We start from the raw sequence: 15,881 nt of genomic DNA on the forward strand, positions 1-15,881 counted from the left end.
ATTTACGTTTATTTGCACTTGCTTTAACATGCGTAGAATCAATAAATACATGTTCAGCACTAATCAACTTTTTATCAGAAGCTTCTTTTAGAATGCGGTAGAAGATTTTTTGAAATAGATCTGTATCCTTGAAACGTCTTTCATAGTTTTTTCCGAAGGTTGAGAAGTGGGGGACTTTATCATGAAACCCAAAACCTAAGAACCAACGATAAGCAAGGTTTGTTTCAATTTCTTCAATAGTTTTGCGCATAGAGCGAATACCGAAGGTATATTGAATAAAAGCCATCTTAATTAATACAACAGGGTCAATACTTGGACGACCACGTTCAGATGAATACATATTCTCAACTAATTTATATATAAATGAAAAATCAATAGCAGCTTCTATCTTACGAACCAAGTGATTTTCAGGAACCAGCTGGTCTAAAGTAATCATTTCTAATTGATCTCGATTTACTTGTGTATTTTTAGTAAGCATTTCAATATCACCTCGATATTCTATGACATAATTATACAAAAAATGTCGACAAAATCCTTTAAAAAAGGATTTTGTCGACAGTCTGAAACCGACAGTCGTCAGACTGTCGGTTTTTTTATGAAGAATAGAATGTAGGAGATATGTCTAGCACAACCGACTAGCAAATAAAACACCTTCGTACTCCACCATTTTGCTTTCCTAGTAAGTTTATCTTAGTTGGAGAATTTCACAAAGAAAAGTTTCGGTAGCATAACAAAAATGTGATCAACTTAAAAGTTATATATCACTGACTTATTTCTGATCTATTAAATTTTGATCATAGAATTAATAGATGTACATAGAATGTAGTAACTGATATTTGGGAGGAAACTTGAGATGAAAAAACGTTTGTACCAGTCCAATGTCGCTAGTTATTTCCAAGAACATTCCTCAATTTTCTTATTTATTGTCATCTTATTTTTTATGGGAGTCATTTTTGGCGCTGTTGTTGTTAATAGTATGAGCTTTACACAAAAAGAAGATTTATTCTATTATTTATCACAATTTTTTGGAGAAGTGTCGAATGGAAAAGTAGCCGAGAATTACGATCTTTTTCTGCAAAGTTTTTTTCATAACAGCAAATTTATTGGGTTAATATGGATTTTGGGAATCTCAATTATCGGTCTTCCGGTTATTCTTATTTTATTATTTGTTAAGGGGATGGTAGTTGGCTTTACTGTTGGCTTTCTAGTTAGTCAAATGGGGTGGAAAGGTTTTTCGCTAGCAATCGCTTCAATTCTGCCGCAAAACTTGATCACTATTCCTATTTTTATTCTCATGGCTTCCTTGTCTGTTATTTTTTCATTGAGAATGATAAAAAAACAGTTTATGAAAAAATATGCCCAACCAATGCTGCCTTTATTTAAAGGTTATATATTAGCTCTTATCGGTGCAATATTATTGATTTCAGTTTCATCAGCAGTTGAAGCTTACGTATCACCGTGGTTTATGAAGACAATAATTGAAAAAATAATTTAGAATAATTATTAAATAATAGAATGGGTTATTTATAATAATTTTATTTTGAATCTCTTTCTTCATCTGTTATAATGAGAAATAACAGTGGCGAGGGAGGGACGAAAGGCATGGAAACGAGAATTGAGAGAATAAAAAAACAGTTGCATTCGGCAAGCTACAAACTGACACCACAGCGTGAAGCAACCGTCAGGGTATTGCTAGAAAATGAAGAGGATCATTTAAGCGCGGAAGATGTGTACCTCCTTGTAAAGGAAAAATCGCCTGAAATTGGACTAGCAACAGTTTATCGAACTTTAGAATTGTTAACTGAATTAAAAATTGTTGATAAAATAAATTTTGGTGATGGGGTATCACGCTACGATCTAAGACAGGAAGGCGCGGCACATTTTCATCATCATCTTGTTTGTATTGAATGCGGTGCGGTTGATGAAATACAAGAAGATTTACTTGAAGATGTCGAAGCGATTGTGGAACGTAGATGGAATTTTAAGATAAAAGACCATCGTCTTACTTTTCATGGAATCTGTCATCGCTGCCAGAATAAAGCCAAAGAGGAACAGCCTGCTGAATGATAAATAAAGTCCTTTTTAAAAAGGACTTTTTCTTTTTCCTAATTTCCTATAAAAGGTATAAAACTTGAATAAATTGGCATACCTTTTATTAATAGAATAGGGAATCGGGGGTAGGCAATATGCTCTCATTTATAAAAATACTATTGAAAACGCTAAAGGTTTTTATTATTTTCACTGGATGCACGATTCTATTTTATTATGGTATTATGTGGGTATCTGAAGAATATCAAAATTACCATCGATATGATGAACCAAAGGGTACGGCCCTAAAGGTTTCAAATGAAGTAAACAATACTAGTAATTCTTCCTTGCTAGACCGGCTAATATATTTTTACTTAAATGGGGAGTAAAGAGTGATGGAAGGGCATTTGAAAGATTTTATCGATTATATGCGTTTTGAAAAGGGGTTAGCCCAAAATACAATTGTTTCATATGAGCGAGATTTAAAAGGTTATCTTCACTATTTAAAGGATGAATCTATTCTATCTTTAAATCATGTTCAGCGTGCACATATCATTCAATTTTTAGGATATTTAAAAGAAAACGGTAAATCCCCTAAAACAATTGCCAGGCATGTTGCATCCATCAGAGCTTTTCACCAATTCTTATTGCGTGATAAGGCAGTGGATCAGGACCCTTCCGTTCATATAGAACCACCAAAACTGGAAAGAACGCTTCCTAGTATTTTGAATTTACGAGAAATCGAGCTTCTTTTAGAGACTCCAAAGTTAAATGATCAATTTGGATTGCGGGATAAGGCAATGTTGGAACTTCTTTATGCAACTGGCATAAGGGTAAGTGAGCTCATTGCCTTAGATATAGATCATGTACAAGTAAAGATGGGATTTGTTCGTTGTACAGGAAGGGGAAGAAAAGAGAGGATTTTGCCTGTTGGACAAAAGGCAATACAAGCGATCCAACTTTATTTAGAAGACGGTAGACCGTATTTGATAGGTAAAAATTCACAAGAAAATGCCTTGTTTTTAAATCACCAAGGGAAACGTTTGACAAGGCAAGGATTTTGGAAAATATTAAAAAAACTAGCTGCTGAAGCGGGGATTTCCAAAGAACTGACACCTCATACATTAAGACATTCGTTTGCTGCACATCTAGTTGAAAATGGAGCTGACTTAAAAGCGGTGCAAGAGATGCTGGGACATGCAGATTTATCAACTACACAGATGTATGCCCAGGTAACCAAAACGAAACTTAATGATGTTTATCGAAAATTTCATCCGAGAGCTTAATAGAATGATAGATGGAAATATATAGTTGTTAAAAGCTGTCATAAAATGGGCAGCTTTTTTCTTGTTTTTTTGCATATATGTAGTAAAATAAAAGAGGTCAGACTTCTGACGTATGATTTCTTAGTTTTATTTTGTTAATTTAACCTAAAAAGGGAAACCTATGGTTATGTATTTTTTGATGGATATGTAAACGTTATCAAATTTGATACTAACAAATCATTTATAATCAAGTAAAAGGAGGAATTATCCGTGGCTGCTACTACATATAAACGTATATTTTTAATCGTAATGGATTCCGTAGGTATTGGTGAGGCCCCTGATGCAGATAAATTTGGTGATAAGGGAGCAGATACATTAGGTCATATTGCAGAAAAAATGAACGGCCTCAAAATGCCGAATATGGGTAAATTAGGTTTAAGCAATATTCGAGAATTAAAAGGAATAGAAAAAGCTGAAAAACCGCTTGCCTATTACACGAAGATGATGGAAGCCTCAAACGGGAAAGATACAATGACAGGGCATTGGGAAATTATGGGTTTAAATATCCAGACGCCATTCCGAGTCTTTCCTAACGGTTTTCCTGAGGAGCTTGTTTCTGAGTTAGAAAAGCGTACTGGGAGAAAAGTAATCGGTAATAAACCGGCAAGTGGTACAGCAATCATCGATGAGTTAGGCGAAGAGCATATGAAAACAGGTGCATTAATTGTGTATACCTCTGCTGATTCGGTTCTTCAGATTGCTGCACATGAGGAAATTGTTCCACTTGAGGAACTTTATCAAATTTGTAAAATTGCCCGTGAATTGACACTTGATGAAAAGTATATGGTCGGCCGAGTGATAGCTCGTCCGTTTGTCGGCGAACCAGGTAATTTTAAACGCACACCTAACCGTCATGATTACGCTCTAAAACCATTTGATCGGACTGTAATGAATGAATTGAAGGACGCTGGATTTGATGTCATTGCTATTGGAAAAATTTCCGATATATATGATGGAGAAGGTGTGACCAAATCGTTAAGAACCGTTTCTAATATGGATGGAATGGATAAATTGCTTGAAACTTTTGATATGGATTTTACTGGTATTAGCTTTTTGAATTTGGTTGATTTTGATGCCATTTATGGTCATCGCCGTGATCCTAAAGGTTACGGTAAAGCACTAGAAGAATTTGATACAAGATTACCTGAGGTCTTTGCCAAAATGAAAGAGGATGATTTATTGATTATCACCGCTGACCATGGGAATGACCCGATTGCACCAGGTACGGACCATACTAGGGAATATGTACCCCTGCTAGTATACTCTAAGCAAATGGTTGAAGGAAAAGAATTGCCACTTCGTGAAACCTTTGCTGATGTTGGAGCAACGATTGCAGAAAACTTTAATATACAATTACCGAATTACGGGAAAAGTTTTTTAAATGAATTAAATTCTTAATTAATCTAGAAATTAAAAGGGGTAGGAATATGGATTTTGAAAAGATTCAAAATGCTGCAAGCTTTTTAAAAGACAAATATGATCAAGCACCTAAGATTGGTCTTATTTTGGGATCAGGTCTTGGTATTTTGGCAGATGAAATTGAAAATGCGGTGAAAATACCTTATCAAGAAATTCCAGACTTTCCTGTGTCAACAGTAGAGGGCCACGCAGGGCAGCTTGTCTTTGGCTTGCTAAATGGAGTAAATGTAGTAGCAATGCAAGGCCGCTTTCATTTTTATGAAGGCTATAGTATGGAAAAGGTCACTTTCCCAGTTCGTGTGATGAAAGAAATTGGTGTTGAAGTACTAATTGTTACGAATGCAGCTGGTGGTGTTAATGAAAGCTTTGAACCTGGAGATCTAATGATCATCTCAGACCATATTAATAATATGGGAACGAATCCTTTAATTGGACCAAATGATAATAGATTTGGAGTACGCTTCCCTGACATGTCTGAAGCTTATACGAAAGAGTTACGTGAATTGGCAAAAGAAATTGCTGATCGCTTACAGATAAATGTGAAGGAAGGCGTATATTTCGGAAATCCTGGGCCAGTGTATGAAACCCCAGCAGAGATTCGGATGATCCGTACTTTAGGTGGCGATGCTGTAGGAATGTCTACAGTACCTGAAGTCATCGTAGCTCGCCATAGTGGCATCAAGGTACTTGGCATATCATGCATTTCAAACATGGCAGCAGGAATTTTAGATCAGCCGCTGTCCCATGATGAAGTAATGGAAACGACTGAAAAAGTAAAAAACAATTTCATGAAGTATATTAAAGAGATTGTTAAGAATTTGGCATAATTGAATAATATATGTAAAGTGGTGAAGAAAAATGAGAATGGTTGATTTAATCGAGAAAAAAAGAGATGGACATGAACTAACAACTGAAGAAATTAATTTTATTATTAAGGGATATACGGAAGGGAAAATTCCTGATTATCAAGTAAGTGCTTTTACAATGGCAGTTGTGTTTAGAGGCATGACAGAAAGAGAAAGAGCCGATTTCACAATGGCAATGGTAGAATCCGGAGATCAAATAGACCTTTCACAAATCGAAGGAATTAAAGTTGATAAACATTCTACAGGAGGAGTAGGGGATACGACTACACTTGTTTTAGGACCACTTGTTGCTTCTGTAGGAGTACCTGTAGCAAAAATGTCCGGACGTGGCTTAGGACATACTGGAGGAACCATTGATAAGCTGGAATCAGTTAATGGCTTTCATGTAGAGATTGATAATAAAGAATTTATTGATTTAGTTAATAAAAATAAAATTGCTGTCATTGGTCAAAGTGGAAACTTAACCCCAGCAGACAAGAAATTGTATGCATTAAGAGATGTTACTGGTACTGTTGAAAGCATTCCACTCATAGCTAGTTCAATCATGAGTAAAAAAATTGCCGCAGGTGCAGATGCGATTGTCCTTGATGTGAAAACAGGCGCTGGTGCTTTCATGAAAACACTCGATGATTCACGTGAATTAGCTAAAGCAATGGTGCGAATCGGAAATAATGTTGGACGTCGGACAATGGCAGTCATTTCTGATATGAGTCAGCCACTTGGATATGCCATTGGTAATGCCCTAGAGGTAAAGGAAGCCATTGACACACTAAAAGGAGAAGGTCCTGAAGATCTAACTGAACTTTGTTTAACTCTCGGTAGCCATATGGTTTATCTTGCTGAAAAGGCGAAAAGCTTACAAGAAGCACGAGCGATGCTTGAAAACGCAATTAAGGATGGCTCTGCTCTTGAAAAGATGAAAGTCTTCCTTAGCTCACAAGGTGGTGACGCATCGGTTGTGGATGATCCATCTAAACTGCCGCAAGCTAAATACATTATCGATCTTGAAGCGAAAGAAGATGGTTATGTATCCGAAATTGTAGCTGACGAAATTGGAACAGCTGCTATGCTTCTAGGTGCAGGAAGAGCTACAAAAGAGTCCGAAATCGACCTGGCTGTAGGACTTGTCCTTAGGAAGAAAATTGGAGATCAAGTCAAAAAAGGTGAACCATTAGTAACGATTTACAGCAATTTTGAAGATGTAAGTGAAGTAAAAGAAAAACTACTTCAAAACATAAAAATATCTACAACAAAAGTAGAACCACCAATTCTTATTCATGAGGAAATAACAGAATAAATCGATAGTATGAAAATTAGTGTCAGGCCATGTGTAATATTCACAAGGTGCCTGACACTTTTTTTATTAAAAAAGAGGAAAAAATTGTATAAAGTAATTGAATTTGGAAAAAATGGTGATGATTAAGAATGGAGGGTAATGTGAATGAAACAATTGGTCTATTTAATAGTAACAATTTTATTTACAAGTATCTGGGCTCCATCAGCGTTGGCAGCTGAAGAAAAGAAATCTGCTGATATTGTTTCCAATGTAAAATCGGCAATTTTAATTGAAAGAGATACTGGGAAAGTTTTGTATGAGAAAAACAGTAAGGAAAAACTTCCTCCAGCAAGTATGACAAAGATCATGACCATGTTACTAATAATGGAGGCAATTGATAAAGGAAAGCTAACATGGGATGAAAAAATCCGTACGAGTGAACGTGCGGCTTCGATGGGTGGCTCACAAATATTTCTTGAACCCGGCGAGGAAATGACGGCAAAGGAAATGATGCAAGGAATCGCCATCGGTTCTGGAAATGATGCTTCTGTCGCTATGGCTGAACATATTGCAGGTTCAGAAGAAGCATTTATTGAAATGATGAATGATAAAGTAAAGGAATTGGGCTTAAAGGATACAGTTTTTAAAAATACAACAGGTCTCCCTGAAAGTGGGCATTACAGTTCAGCCTACGACATGGCTATTATCGCAAAAGAACTTTTAAAATATGAAGATATAACTAAGTTTACAGGTTTATATGAATCCTATCTGCGTGAAAACACAGATAAAAAATTCTGGCTAGTTAATACAAATAAACTAGTACGCTTTTATCCTGGAGTCGACGGATTGAAAACAGGTTTTACTGCTGAAGCAAAATACTGTCTCACAGCAACAGCACAGAAAAATGGAATGCGCGTTATTGCGGTTGTATTCGGTGCTCCAACTGCAAAAGAACGAAATGCCCAAGTAACAAAAATGCTTGATTATGCTTTTAGTCAATATCAAACTCAACCGGTCTATAAACGAAATCAAACAATTGGAGTGGCAAAAGTAAGCAAAGGACAGGAGAAAACAGTTGAAGCTGTAACAAGTGAACCTCTTTCACTTCTTACTAAAAAAGGAGAAAAAACGAAGGATGTAAAGCAAAAGGTTACGATTCAAAAAAATCTGAAAGCACCTATCAAAAAAGGTGACCAGGTTGGATCTGTAAAGCTTATAAGAAATGGGAAAGTCATACTTAATAGTCCACTGGTTGCTAAAAAAGATGTAAAGCAAGCAGGTTTTTGGACACTGTATAAACGATCATTTGGAATGTTTACAAAAGCCGGAAAGTGATTGCTTTCTTTGGCAATGTGTCGAAATACTAATGAACATCACTAGTTTTATCGAATAACGACTAGTTTTGTATATGTAGCAGGAAATTAAAGGGCTTAAGGCGAATTGACTCACTATACCTGAGAAAGCGGAAAGTGCCTTGGAACATTTTGTACAGTGTAAGAAAATTCTTTAGTGTGAAGGTGCTGAAGCTGGACAAGATGAAGGAGGACTAAGGATAGTGAGTCTTAACATTGAATTTGAAACGAAACATGACGTTTTATGTATTCGGCTTAGTGGTGAATTGGATCATCATACAGCGGATGAACTTCGTGAGAGGGCAACAGCCCTCATTGAAAAAAATGAAATTCGTCATATTGTCTTGAATCTGGAACAGTTAACCTTCATGGACAGCTCTGGTTTAGGCGTAATATTAGGAAGATACAAGCAAATAAAACAGGTACATGGAGAAATGGTCGTTTGTGCAATCTCCCCGGCAGTGCAAAGATTATTTGATATGTCTGGTCTATTTAAAATAATTAAAATGGAACCGACTGAGGAATTTGCATTGCAAAAATTGGGGGTGGCTTAGAGTGAAGAACGAAATGAGCTTACAGTTTAGTGCTTTAAGTCAAAATGAATCATTTGCCCGTGTAACAGTTGCCGCCTTTATTGCCCAGTTAGATCCTACAATGGATGAACTGACGGAAATTAAAACAGTTGTTTCAGAAGCAGTGACCAATGCGATCATACATGGATATGAAAATGATCCGAACGGTATTGTCTATATTCGTGTATCGATCGAGGATAATCTAATTGATTTATCCATTAAAGATAATGGGATAGGTATTGCAAATGTCGAGGAAGCCCGTCAACCACTATTTACAACAAAGCCGGAATTAGAAAGGTCTGGAATGGGATTTACTATCATGGAAAATTTCATGGATGAGGTCGAAATTCATACGCAACCAGGCAGCGGAACCGAAGTTAGATTACGAAAGCATTTAAAATCTCGCAAAATGCTTTGCAATTAAGGAGACTTGCCAATGGATGTGGAGGTCAGGAACGATAATAATCAAATCTATCTAAAAGATCATGAAGTTAAAGAGCTTATCAAAAAAAGCCAAGAAGGAGATCAAGAAGCCAGAGATTTAATTGTTGAAAAAAATATGCGGCTTGTTTGGTCTGTTGTACAACGATTTCTAAATCGTGGCTATGATCCAGATGACTTGTTTCAGATTGGTTGTATTGGATTATTAAAATCTGTTGATAAATTTGACCTTTCCTATGATGTTAAATTTTCCACCTATGCTGTTCCGATGATTATTGGGGAAATTCAACGTTTTATTAGAGATGATGGTACGGTAAAGGTCAGCCGTTCATTAAAAGAATTGGGAAACAAAATTCGAAAGGCTAAGGATGATTTATCCAAAACACTTGGTAGAATTCCAACAGTTAATGAAATCTCGGAGTATCTTGGGCTATCACCAGAGGACGTAATTCTAGCCCAAGAAGCAAGCAGGACCCCATCATCGATTCATGAAACTGTCTATGAAAATGATGGCGATCCTATTACCCTGCTAGATCAAATTGATGATGGAAATGAAGGAAAATGGTTTGATAAGATTGCATTAAAAGAGGCCATTCGAGAATTGGATGAAAGAGAAAGATTAATTGTTTATTTAAGATACTATAAGGATCAAACTCAATCAGAAGTGGCTGTCAGATTGGGCATTTCTCAGGTCCAAGTATCGAGATTGGAAAAAAAGATATTGCAACAAATGAAGGACCGTATGGAATTATAATCCATACGGTCTTTTTTGTATGAAAAATTTACTTATAACTCATACTAATTACGAGAAATTTTTGGTAGGGAAGTGAATGATTTGGAAGGTACAATTTACATTCGCATGAGAAATCGTGTTCAATCCCCTCCAAATGAAAAAGTTTATTTAAAGGACGCAGCTCAAATAATTGCTCCTGAGTCATTGCTTCCTAGATTAAAATCATTGATCATTCACCAATTAACAGAATCGGATGGAAATATAGTTGTAGTAGATGTAATGAAGGTAATTGGCATAATAACAGAAAAATTCAATGGGATTGAGGTTCAAACCATTGGTCCTGCACAAACAATTATTGAAGTGGTTACAAAGAAAAAAGGAGTATCTATTCCTTTTTTTCTTTTAATATGGTTTTTACTATTTTTTGGCTCTGCTATGACGCTCATGAATTTTCATGAAGATGTCAGTATGAGAAGTGTTCAGGAAAAAATATATTTAATTATTACTGGTGAGAAAGATACAAAGCCATTGCTTTTTCAAATTTCCTATTCGATTGGATTAGGCTTGGGGATGGTATTATTTTTTAATCATGTATTTAAAAAACGGATTAATGATGAACCTAGTCCACTTGAAGTTGAAATGTTCAATTATCAAATGGATTTAGATAATTATGTCATTCTAAATGAAAACAAAGAAAGTATGAAACGAGTCAATGACGATTAAAATTGTGGCGGTTATATTTATTGGATTATCAAGTGGACTAATGGTAGGAAGTGGATTTGTTGCTCTCATCACGGTTTTAGGTTTAATACCGAGATTGACTCAATTGTCAAAAACGATGATTATGATTCATTACTATGAATGGGCAGTTGTGTTTGGAGCCTTGGCTGGAGTGATTGCCAGCTTAAGAGACCCAGTTCTTGGAATTCCGAGCTTCATTTTAATTCCGCTTGGACTTACTGGAGGGGTTTTTGTTGGAATGCTGGCTGCAGGGTTGACAGAAGTATTGAATGTCTTTCCAATTTTAGCTAAACGTATAAATTTGGATGGACAAATAGTCATATTAATCATGGGGATTGTTTTAGGGAAAATATTTGGATCTATCTTCCAATGGCTATATTTTGTCCATCGTTAATTGAAATCTTGCTAATGAAAGGAAATCTATCATATGGACACACCAAGACGAGTGATATTAGTGACTGATGGTGATGAACATACAAAAAGGGCCCTGGAGAGTATTGCTCGAAAAATTGGTGGCCGATGTATATCGAAGTCTCAAGGAAACCCTTCCAAATTATCCGGACCGGAGTTAGTCGAATTAATTAAGAAGGCACCACATGACCCAGTACTAGTGATGTTCGATGATAGTGGTATTATTGGAGAAGGAGCAGGTGAAACAGCATTACGGTATGTTGCTACACATCAAGATATCGAAGTTCTTGGAGTGGTTGCTGTAGCGGCTAACACAAAAAATAGAGAATGGACTAAAGTAGATGTAAGTATTGATCGAGAAGGAGAATTGACCCCATATGGAGTCGACAAATTTGGAATAGCAGACCTGGAAGTAGGAAGAATAAATGGAGATACGGTTTATTGCCTAGATGAATTGAATATCCCATTAATTGTTGGTATAGGAGATATCGGAAAAATGGCAAGGCGGGATTCTTATGAGCTTGGTTGTCCGATTACGGAAAAAGCCGTAGAACTTATTCTTGAAAGGAGTGGTTTTTTTGAATCAAATGCCAGTACAGACATGGCCGATTCCTGAATCTGTAAACGAAATAGAAAACTATATGAAGCAGCGGGTAGGTTTAGGGATCAGTTTTGATTTAGGCGTTAGGAAATTAAAGATACTAAAACATGATGTTCATATTTATTATATAAATGGATTATGTGATACAGAGTATATTATTCAATTAATTAAGGAATTAGTGGCTATAAATAACAGGGAAAAATTATCTGTTAACCTTTTTCATATCATTGAAAATAGGTTAGTTAACCAATCAGTGGAACGCATTCAACAGATGGATCAATTAGTTGATAAAGTTTTGTCAGGTTTAATTGTTGTTGTCATTAATGGGGAAAGTACAGCTCTAGCTATTGATGTAAGAAGTTATCCAGGCCGAGCTCCACAAGAACCAGATACCGAAAAGGTTGTCCGTGGATCAAGAGATGGATTTGTTGAAAATATTATCCTTAATACAGCTTTGACAAGACGGAGAATTCGTGATGAGCGACTTCGCTTTGAGATGTTGAAGGTTGGTAAGCGTTCAAAGGCAGATGTTGCATTGGGGTATTTGGAGGATGTCGCAGATCCAAATTTAGTAAATATTATTAGAAAAGAATTACAGGCAATAAATATCGATGGAATACCGATGGCAGATAAAACAATTGAAGAATTTGTTGTAAAACAAGGCTTAAATCCATTTCCTATCGTAAGATATACCGAAAGAGCCGATGTTGCGGCCATGCATATTTTAGAAGGTCATGTTGTGATATATTGTGACACTTCCCCAAGTGTAATTATCACACCGACAACCTATTTCCATCATGTACAGCATGCAGAGGAGTTTCGAGAATCTCCTGCCATGGGTACTTTTGTTCGTTGGACGCGTTTTTTAGGTGTGTTTGTCTCCATTTTTTTGTTGCCCTTTTGGCTGCTAATGGTTTTGGAGCCGTCCTTATTGCCTGAACAGTTTAAGTTCATTGGCCCTAATGATAAAACAAATATTCCGATTATCGTGCAATTGTTTATCGCGGATTTTGGTTTGGAGTTTTTGCGTCTTGCTGCAATTCATACGCCTACTCCTCTGACAGCAGCGATGGGTTTAATTGCTGCAGTATTAATTGGACAAATTGCCATTGATGTTGGTTTGTTTGTTCCAGAGGTGATTCTTTATGTAGCAGTTGCAGGAATTGGGTCATTTACTACGCCTAGTTATGAGTTAAGTGTGGCGAACAAAATTGCAAAAATGCTTGTTATGATTTTGACAGCTGCGTTTCATGGCCCCGGATTCGTGATAGGTTGCACACTTTTGTTTATCTTTCTTATTAATATGCGTGCCCTTAACACTCCGTATTTATGGCCTTTTCTCCCATTTGAACCAAAAGGATTTATGCAGATTTTATTCCGAAGAGCTATTCCAGGGTCCATCTTAAGACCAAGCATTGTTCACCCTAGGGACCGTTATCGTCAGGCACCAAATAATCAATAGAAAATAGATAATTGCAGATTTTTCTGAGTTGTGCTAAAGTATGTTTAATTAAATGAAGGATTGTGAAATAAATAGGCAGTATCTTTCGCGGATTCTGTCTATTTATTTATTATCTTTTAGGATTGTTTACATAGACTGTAGTGAGTCGTAACGGAGAGAGGGAATCGGGTATGTATTTTTACGGTACAACAGGAATTAATAATCAAGGACATTTGGAAATTGGCGGAGTGGATACTGTTCAATTAGCTAAAGAATTTGGTACACCACTATATGTTTATGATGTAGCTTTAATTAGAGAAAGAGCGCGAGGCTTCAAAAAGGCGTTTGAAGAGCAAAATGTTAAGGCTCAAGTTGCCTATGCTAGTAAAGCGTTCTCAACTGTGGCAATGGTACAGTTGGCAGAAGAAGAGGGGCTATCTCTTGATGTTGTATCTGGCGGTGAATTGTATACAGCTATAGCTGCAGGATTTAATCCTGCAAAAATACACTTCCATGGTAATAATAAAAGTAGAGAAGAATTAGAAATGGCTATTGATCACCAAATTGGCTGTATTGTAGTAGATAATTTCTTTGAAATCGAACTCTTAAAAACAATTTGTCAAGAGAAAAATGCAAAGGTAAATATATTGCTAAGAGTGACACCAGGTATTGAAGCCCATACACATGATTATATTTTAACTGGCCAGGAAGATTCAAAATTTGGCTTTGACCTTCAAAACGGGCAAGCAGAAAAGGCACTGAAAATAGTCCTTAAAGAGAAACAGTTTAATGTTCTAGGGCTACATTGTCATATTGGGTCGCAAATTTTTGAAACGACTGGATTTTTATTAGCTGCCAAAAAAATTGTTAACAAATTAGCTGAATGGAGAGATCAGTTCTCCTTTGAAGCAGAGGTTCTTAATTTGGGTGGCGGATTTGGCATCCGATATACAAAAGAGGACGAGCCCATTCAACCATCACAATATGTTAGTGATATAATTAAAGAGGTAAAAAGCTTGACGAACCAACTATCGTTAAAAATGCCGGAAATTTGGATTGAACCAGGTCGGTCACTTGTAGGAGATGCTGGAATAACTTTGTACAAAACAGGATCTTCCAAAGAGGTTCCGGGCGTACGAAAATACCTTGCTGTAGATGGTGGCATGAGTGATAACATTCGTCCTTCGCTTTATCAGGCAAAATATGAGGCTGTTTTGGCTAACCGTCCGCTTGATCCAGTAAACGAAACAGTATCGATCGCCGGAAAATGTTGCGAATCAGGAGATATGTTAATATGGGACCTTCCATTGCCTGAGCCTGGATATGATGATATTTTAGCTGTATTTTGTACAGGAGCTTATGGGTATTCAATGGCAAATAACTATAATCGAATACCACGCCCAGCAGTCGTATTTGCTGAAAACGGTCAAGCTACCCTTGTTGTAAAAAGAGAGACATATGAAGACATTGTAAGACTTGATCTACCATTAACATAATAAGCTGCCGTAGTTACGGCAGCTTATTATGTTAAGATGAAAAAATTGCTTTTATTGTATCGATAAGCCAAATGAAAAATTGTTTTATTTTCTCTAAAAATCCTTGTCCTTCTTCCGATTTTAAGAAATTCGAAATACGGTCTTTTGCTTTATTTAATTGGTCGCTTACCTGATTCCAATCAATATCTAAACTCTTAATTTTATTAAATAATTCAATAAGCCTTTGTATTTGTTCTTCCGTGAGGGTAACGTTTAATTCTTTTGCTTCTTGTTCAATAATTTTCCGTAACTCCTCGTCATTTTTTGGTTTATTCTTAGCAATTTCCTCCTTGATTTTTGCCATCAATGCGGCAGCGTTTTCGTTTCCGATGCTATCACCAAGTTTTGCGGTTTCAACCATTTCCTGATTGGCAGCTTGTTTCACCTCTTCAGGAATGGTTTCATCCGCAGAAATTTCATATGCTTTAATAATTCCTGTAAGAGCAGCAGTACCAGAAACGGTTACAGGAGCGGTTATATAAATGTTTGCATCTTTTACACCAGCAGTGATGAGAGCATTCACATACATTTCGTCTGTTACCCAGTTTATATTTTTGGTTTTTACGGTTATACCTGATCCTTTAGATGCTGCTGTAATCGCAGAGGATGAAATGGCTTTCGTTCCAATTAAAGATTTGGCTATATATTTTCCTAGATATTGATGCTCTTCTTGATTTGTTACTGTTACAATTTGTACATCCTGAGGTGCACCCATTTCATTTAATAAATTTGTTTTTTGTTCCTCTGTTAAATTCTCTCCTAAAGTGACAATCATATCTCCTTCAGCCATGTCGGCAAAACTTCGAACAGGAAAAGCAAATAAAATAATGGTCATCAAAAGTATTATTAATTTTTTCATAATTACCTCCTACATCATTCCTATTTATCCACTTAGTGAAAAGAATTTCTCTTCATTAATATAACCGATTTCATTAATAATAACGTGAAAAAACATCTAGAAGTTTCATAGAAAAATGGATTTGATAAAATAGCTATTGGATTACATGGATTATTTTTTTCATTTAGTGTAGAATGTTGCTTATGATAAATTCACTAGCGGGGGAATTTTTTCATGAAGCAAAATAACTGGGTGTTGTTTGGCATATTAATCGGATGTGCTGTATTATGGGGCATTATTTA

The 15,881-nt window shown here is 36.2% G+C and carries 18 protein-coding genes; 16 read left to right on the forward strand and 2 right to left on the reverse strand.

Annotated elements, in window-relative coordinates; all coding sequences use genetic code 11:
* A partial coding sequence (locus G4Z05_RS13665; protein ID WP_205597402.1) for a transposase occupies positions 1–478 on the reverse strand: 478 nt, incomplete at its 3' end.
* Between the two features lie 375 nt (positions 479–853).
* On the opposite strand from G4Z05_RS13665, the gene spoIIM reads away from it, so the two are divergent.
* The 16 genes from spoIIM (at position 854) to lysA (ending at position 14,702) form a co-directional block, all read left to right on the forward strand.
* The gene (gene spoIIM / locus G4Z05_RS13670; protein ID WP_163252391.1) at positions 854–1,495 is read left to right on the forward strand and encodes a stage II sporulation protein M; all 642 of its coding nucleotides are present in this window, start codon (positions 854–856) and stop codon (positions 1,493–1,495) included.
* Between the two features lie 107 nt (positions 1,496–1,602).
* Entirely contained in the window at positions 1,603–2,067 is a 465-nt protein-coding gene (gene fur / locus G4Z05_RS13675) for a ferric iron uptake transcriptional regulator (protein ID WP_163252392.1), read from the forward strand.
* A gap of 119 nt (positions 2,068–2,186) precedes the next feature.
* Positions 2,187–2,417: a YqzK family protein gene (locus G4Z05_RS13680; RefSeq protein WP_163252393.1), complete on the forward strand. Its 231-nt coding sequence runs from the start codon at positions 2,187–2,189 to the stop codon at positions 2,415–2,417.
* A gap of 6 nt (positions 2,418–2,423) precedes the next feature.
* A complete protein-coding gene (gene xerD, locus G4Z05_RS13685; protein ID WP_163252394.1) occupies positions 2,424–3,314 on the forward strand; it encodes a site-specific tyrosine recombinase XerD in 891 nt (296 codons plus the stop codon).
* 249 nt (positions 3,315–3,563) lie between these two features.
* Entirely contained in the window at positions 3,564–4,751 is a 1,188-nt protein-coding gene (gene deoB, locus G4Z05_RS13690; RefSeq protein ID WP_163252395.1) for a phosphopentomutase, read from the forward strand.
* A gap of 29 nt (positions 4,752–4,780) precedes the next feature.
* Complete coding sequence (locus tag G4Z05_RS13695) at positions 4,781–5,599, forward strand: purine-nucleoside phosphorylase (protein ID WP_163252396.1); 819 nt, start codon at positions 4,781–4,783, stop codon at positions 5,597–5,599.
* 31 nt (positions 5,600–5,630) lie between these two features.
* Positions 5,631–6,935, forward strand: a complete 1,305-nt coding sequence (locus G4Z05_RS13700; protein WP_163252397.1) for a pyrimidine-nucleoside phosphorylase — start codon at positions 5,631–5,633, stop codon at positions 6,933–6,935.
* Positions 6,936–7,079: 144 nt separating this feature from the next.
* Positions 7,080–8,249, forward strand: a complete 1,170-nt coding sequence (locus tag G4Z05_RS13705) for a D-alanyl-D-alanine carboxypeptidase family protein (RefSeq protein ID WP_163252398.1) — start codon at positions 7,080–7,082, stop codon at positions 8,247–8,249.
* Between the two features lie 220 nt (positions 8,250–8,469).
* Positions 8,470–8,820 carry an anti-sigma F factor antagonist gene (gene spoIIAA / locus G4Z05_RS13710; protein ID WP_163184096.1) on the forward strand — a complete coding sequence of 117 codons (351 nt, stop codon included), beginning with the start codon at positions 8,470–8,472 and terminating at the stop codon, positions 8,818–8,820.
* 1 nt (position 8,821) lies between these two features.
* Entirely contained in the window at positions 8,822–9,262 is a 441-nt protein-coding gene (gene spoIIAB / locus G4Z05_RS13715; RefSeq protein WP_038535974.1) for an anti-sigma F factor, read from the forward strand.
* 12 nt (positions 9,263–9,274) lie between these two features.
* Entirely contained in the window at positions 9,275–10,033 is a 759-nt protein-coding gene (gene sigF, locus G4Z05_RS13720) for an RNA polymerase sporulation sigma factor SigF (RefSeq protein WP_163252399.1), read from the forward strand.
* An 81-nt stretch (positions 10,034–10,114) separates the two neighbouring features.
* On the forward strand, positions 10,115–10,735 hold the full coding sequence (locus G4Z05_RS13725; RefSeq protein WP_163252400.1) for a stage V sporulation protein AA: 621 nt from the start codon (positions 10,115–10,117) through the stop codon (positions 10,733–10,735).
* Positions 10,725–11,147, forward strand: a complete 423-nt coding sequence (locus tag G4Z05_RS13730) for a stage V sporulation protein AB (protein WP_163252401.1) — start codon at positions 10,725–10,727, stop codon at positions 11,145–11,147. The genes G4Z05_RS13725 and G4Z05_RS13730 overlap by 11 nt, the downstream gene beginning before the upstream one ends.
* 33 nt (positions 11,148–11,180) lie before the next feature.
* Positions 11,181–11,780, forward strand: a complete 600-nt coding sequence (spoVAEA, locus tag G4Z05_RS13735; RefSeq protein WP_163252402.1) for a stage V sporulation protein SpoVABEA — start codon at positions 11,181–11,183, stop codon at positions 11,778–11,780.
* On the forward strand, positions 11,752–13,227 hold the full coding sequence (locus G4Z05_RS13740) for a spore germination protein (RefSeq protein ID WP_163252436.1): 1,476 nt from the start codon (positions 11,752–11,754) through the stop codon (positions 13,225–13,227). Before spoVAEA ends, G4Z05_RS13740 begins: the two co-directional genes overlap by 29 nt.
* A gap of 170 nt (positions 13,228–13,397) precedes the next feature.
* Positions 13,398–14,702: a diaminopimelate decarboxylase gene (gene lysA / locus G4Z05_RS13745; protein WP_163252403.1), complete on the forward strand. Its 1,305-nt coding sequence runs from the start codon at positions 13,398–13,400 to the stop codon at positions 14,700–14,702.
* Between the two features lie 31 nt (positions 14,703–14,733).
* Here the strand turns inward: lysA and G4Z05_RS13750 are convergent, their stop codons facing one another.
* Positions 14,734–15,603 carry a DUF1002 domain-containing protein gene (locus G4Z05_RS13750; RefSeq protein ID WP_327989574.1) on the reverse strand — a complete coding sequence of 290 codons (870 nt, stop codon included), beginning with the start codon at positions 15,601–15,603 and terminating at the stop codon, positions 14,734–14,736.
* Between the last annotated feature and the right edge of the window lie 278 nt (positions 15,604–15,881).

It is taken from the genome of Neobacillus thermocopriae, from assembly GCF_010975035.1.
GTDB classification, from domain to species: Bacteria; Bacillota; Bacilli; order Bacillales; family Cytobacillaceae; genus Neobacillus; species Neobacillus thermocopriae.

What these genes read in the sequence shown, in the direction of transcription:
- spoIIM (WP_163252391.1), top strand. Translation starts at nt 854, where the DNA reads ATGAAAAAACGTTTGTACCAGTCCAATGTCGCTAGTTATTTCCAAGAA.
- fur (WP_163252392.1), top strand. Translation starts at nt 1,603, where the DNA reads ATGGAAACGAGAATTGAGAGAATAAAAAAACAGTTGCATTCGGCAAGC.
- G4Z05_RS13680 (WP_163252393.1), top strand. Translation starts at nt 2,187, where the DNA reads ATGCTCTCATTTATAAAAATACTATTGAAAACGCTAAAGGTTTTTATT.
- xerD (WP_163252394.1), top strand. Translation starts at nt 2,424, where the DNA reads ATGGAAGGGCATTTGAAAGATTTTATCGATTATATGCGTTTTGAAAAG.
- G4Z05_RS13695 (WP_163252396.1), top strand. Translation starts at nt 4,781, where the DNA reads ATGGATTTTGAAAAGATTCAAAATGCTGCAAGCTTTTTAAAAGACAAA.
- G4Z05_RS13700 (WP_163252397.1), top strand. Translation starts at nt 5,631, where the DNA reads ATGAGAATGGTTGATTTAATCGAGAAAAAAAGAGATGGACATGAACTA.
- G4Z05_RS13705 (WP_163252398.1), top strand. Translation starts at nt 7,080, where the DNA reads ATGAAACAATTGGTCTATTTAATAGTAACAATTTTATTTACAAGTATC.
- sigF (WP_163252399.1), top strand. Translation starts at nt 9,275, where the DNA reads ATGGATGTGGAGGTCAGGAACGATAATAATCAAATCTATCTAAAAGAT.
- G4Z05_RS13730 (WP_163252401.1), top strand. Translation starts at nt 10,725, where the DNA reads ATGACGATTAAAATTGTGGCGGTTATATTTATTGGATTATCAAGTGGA.
- spoVAEA (WP_163252402.1), top strand. Translation starts at nt 11,181, where the DNA reads ATGGACACACCAAGACGAGTGATATTAGTGACTGATGGTGATGAACAT.
- G4Z05_RS13740 (WP_163252436.1), top strand. Translation starts at nt 11,752, where the DNA reads ATGCCAGTACAGACATGGCCGATTCCTGAATCTGTAAACGAAATAGAA.
- lysA (WP_163252403.1), top strand. Translation starts at nt 13,398, where the DNA reads ATGTATTTTTACGGTACAACAGGAATTAATAATCAAGGACATTTGGAA.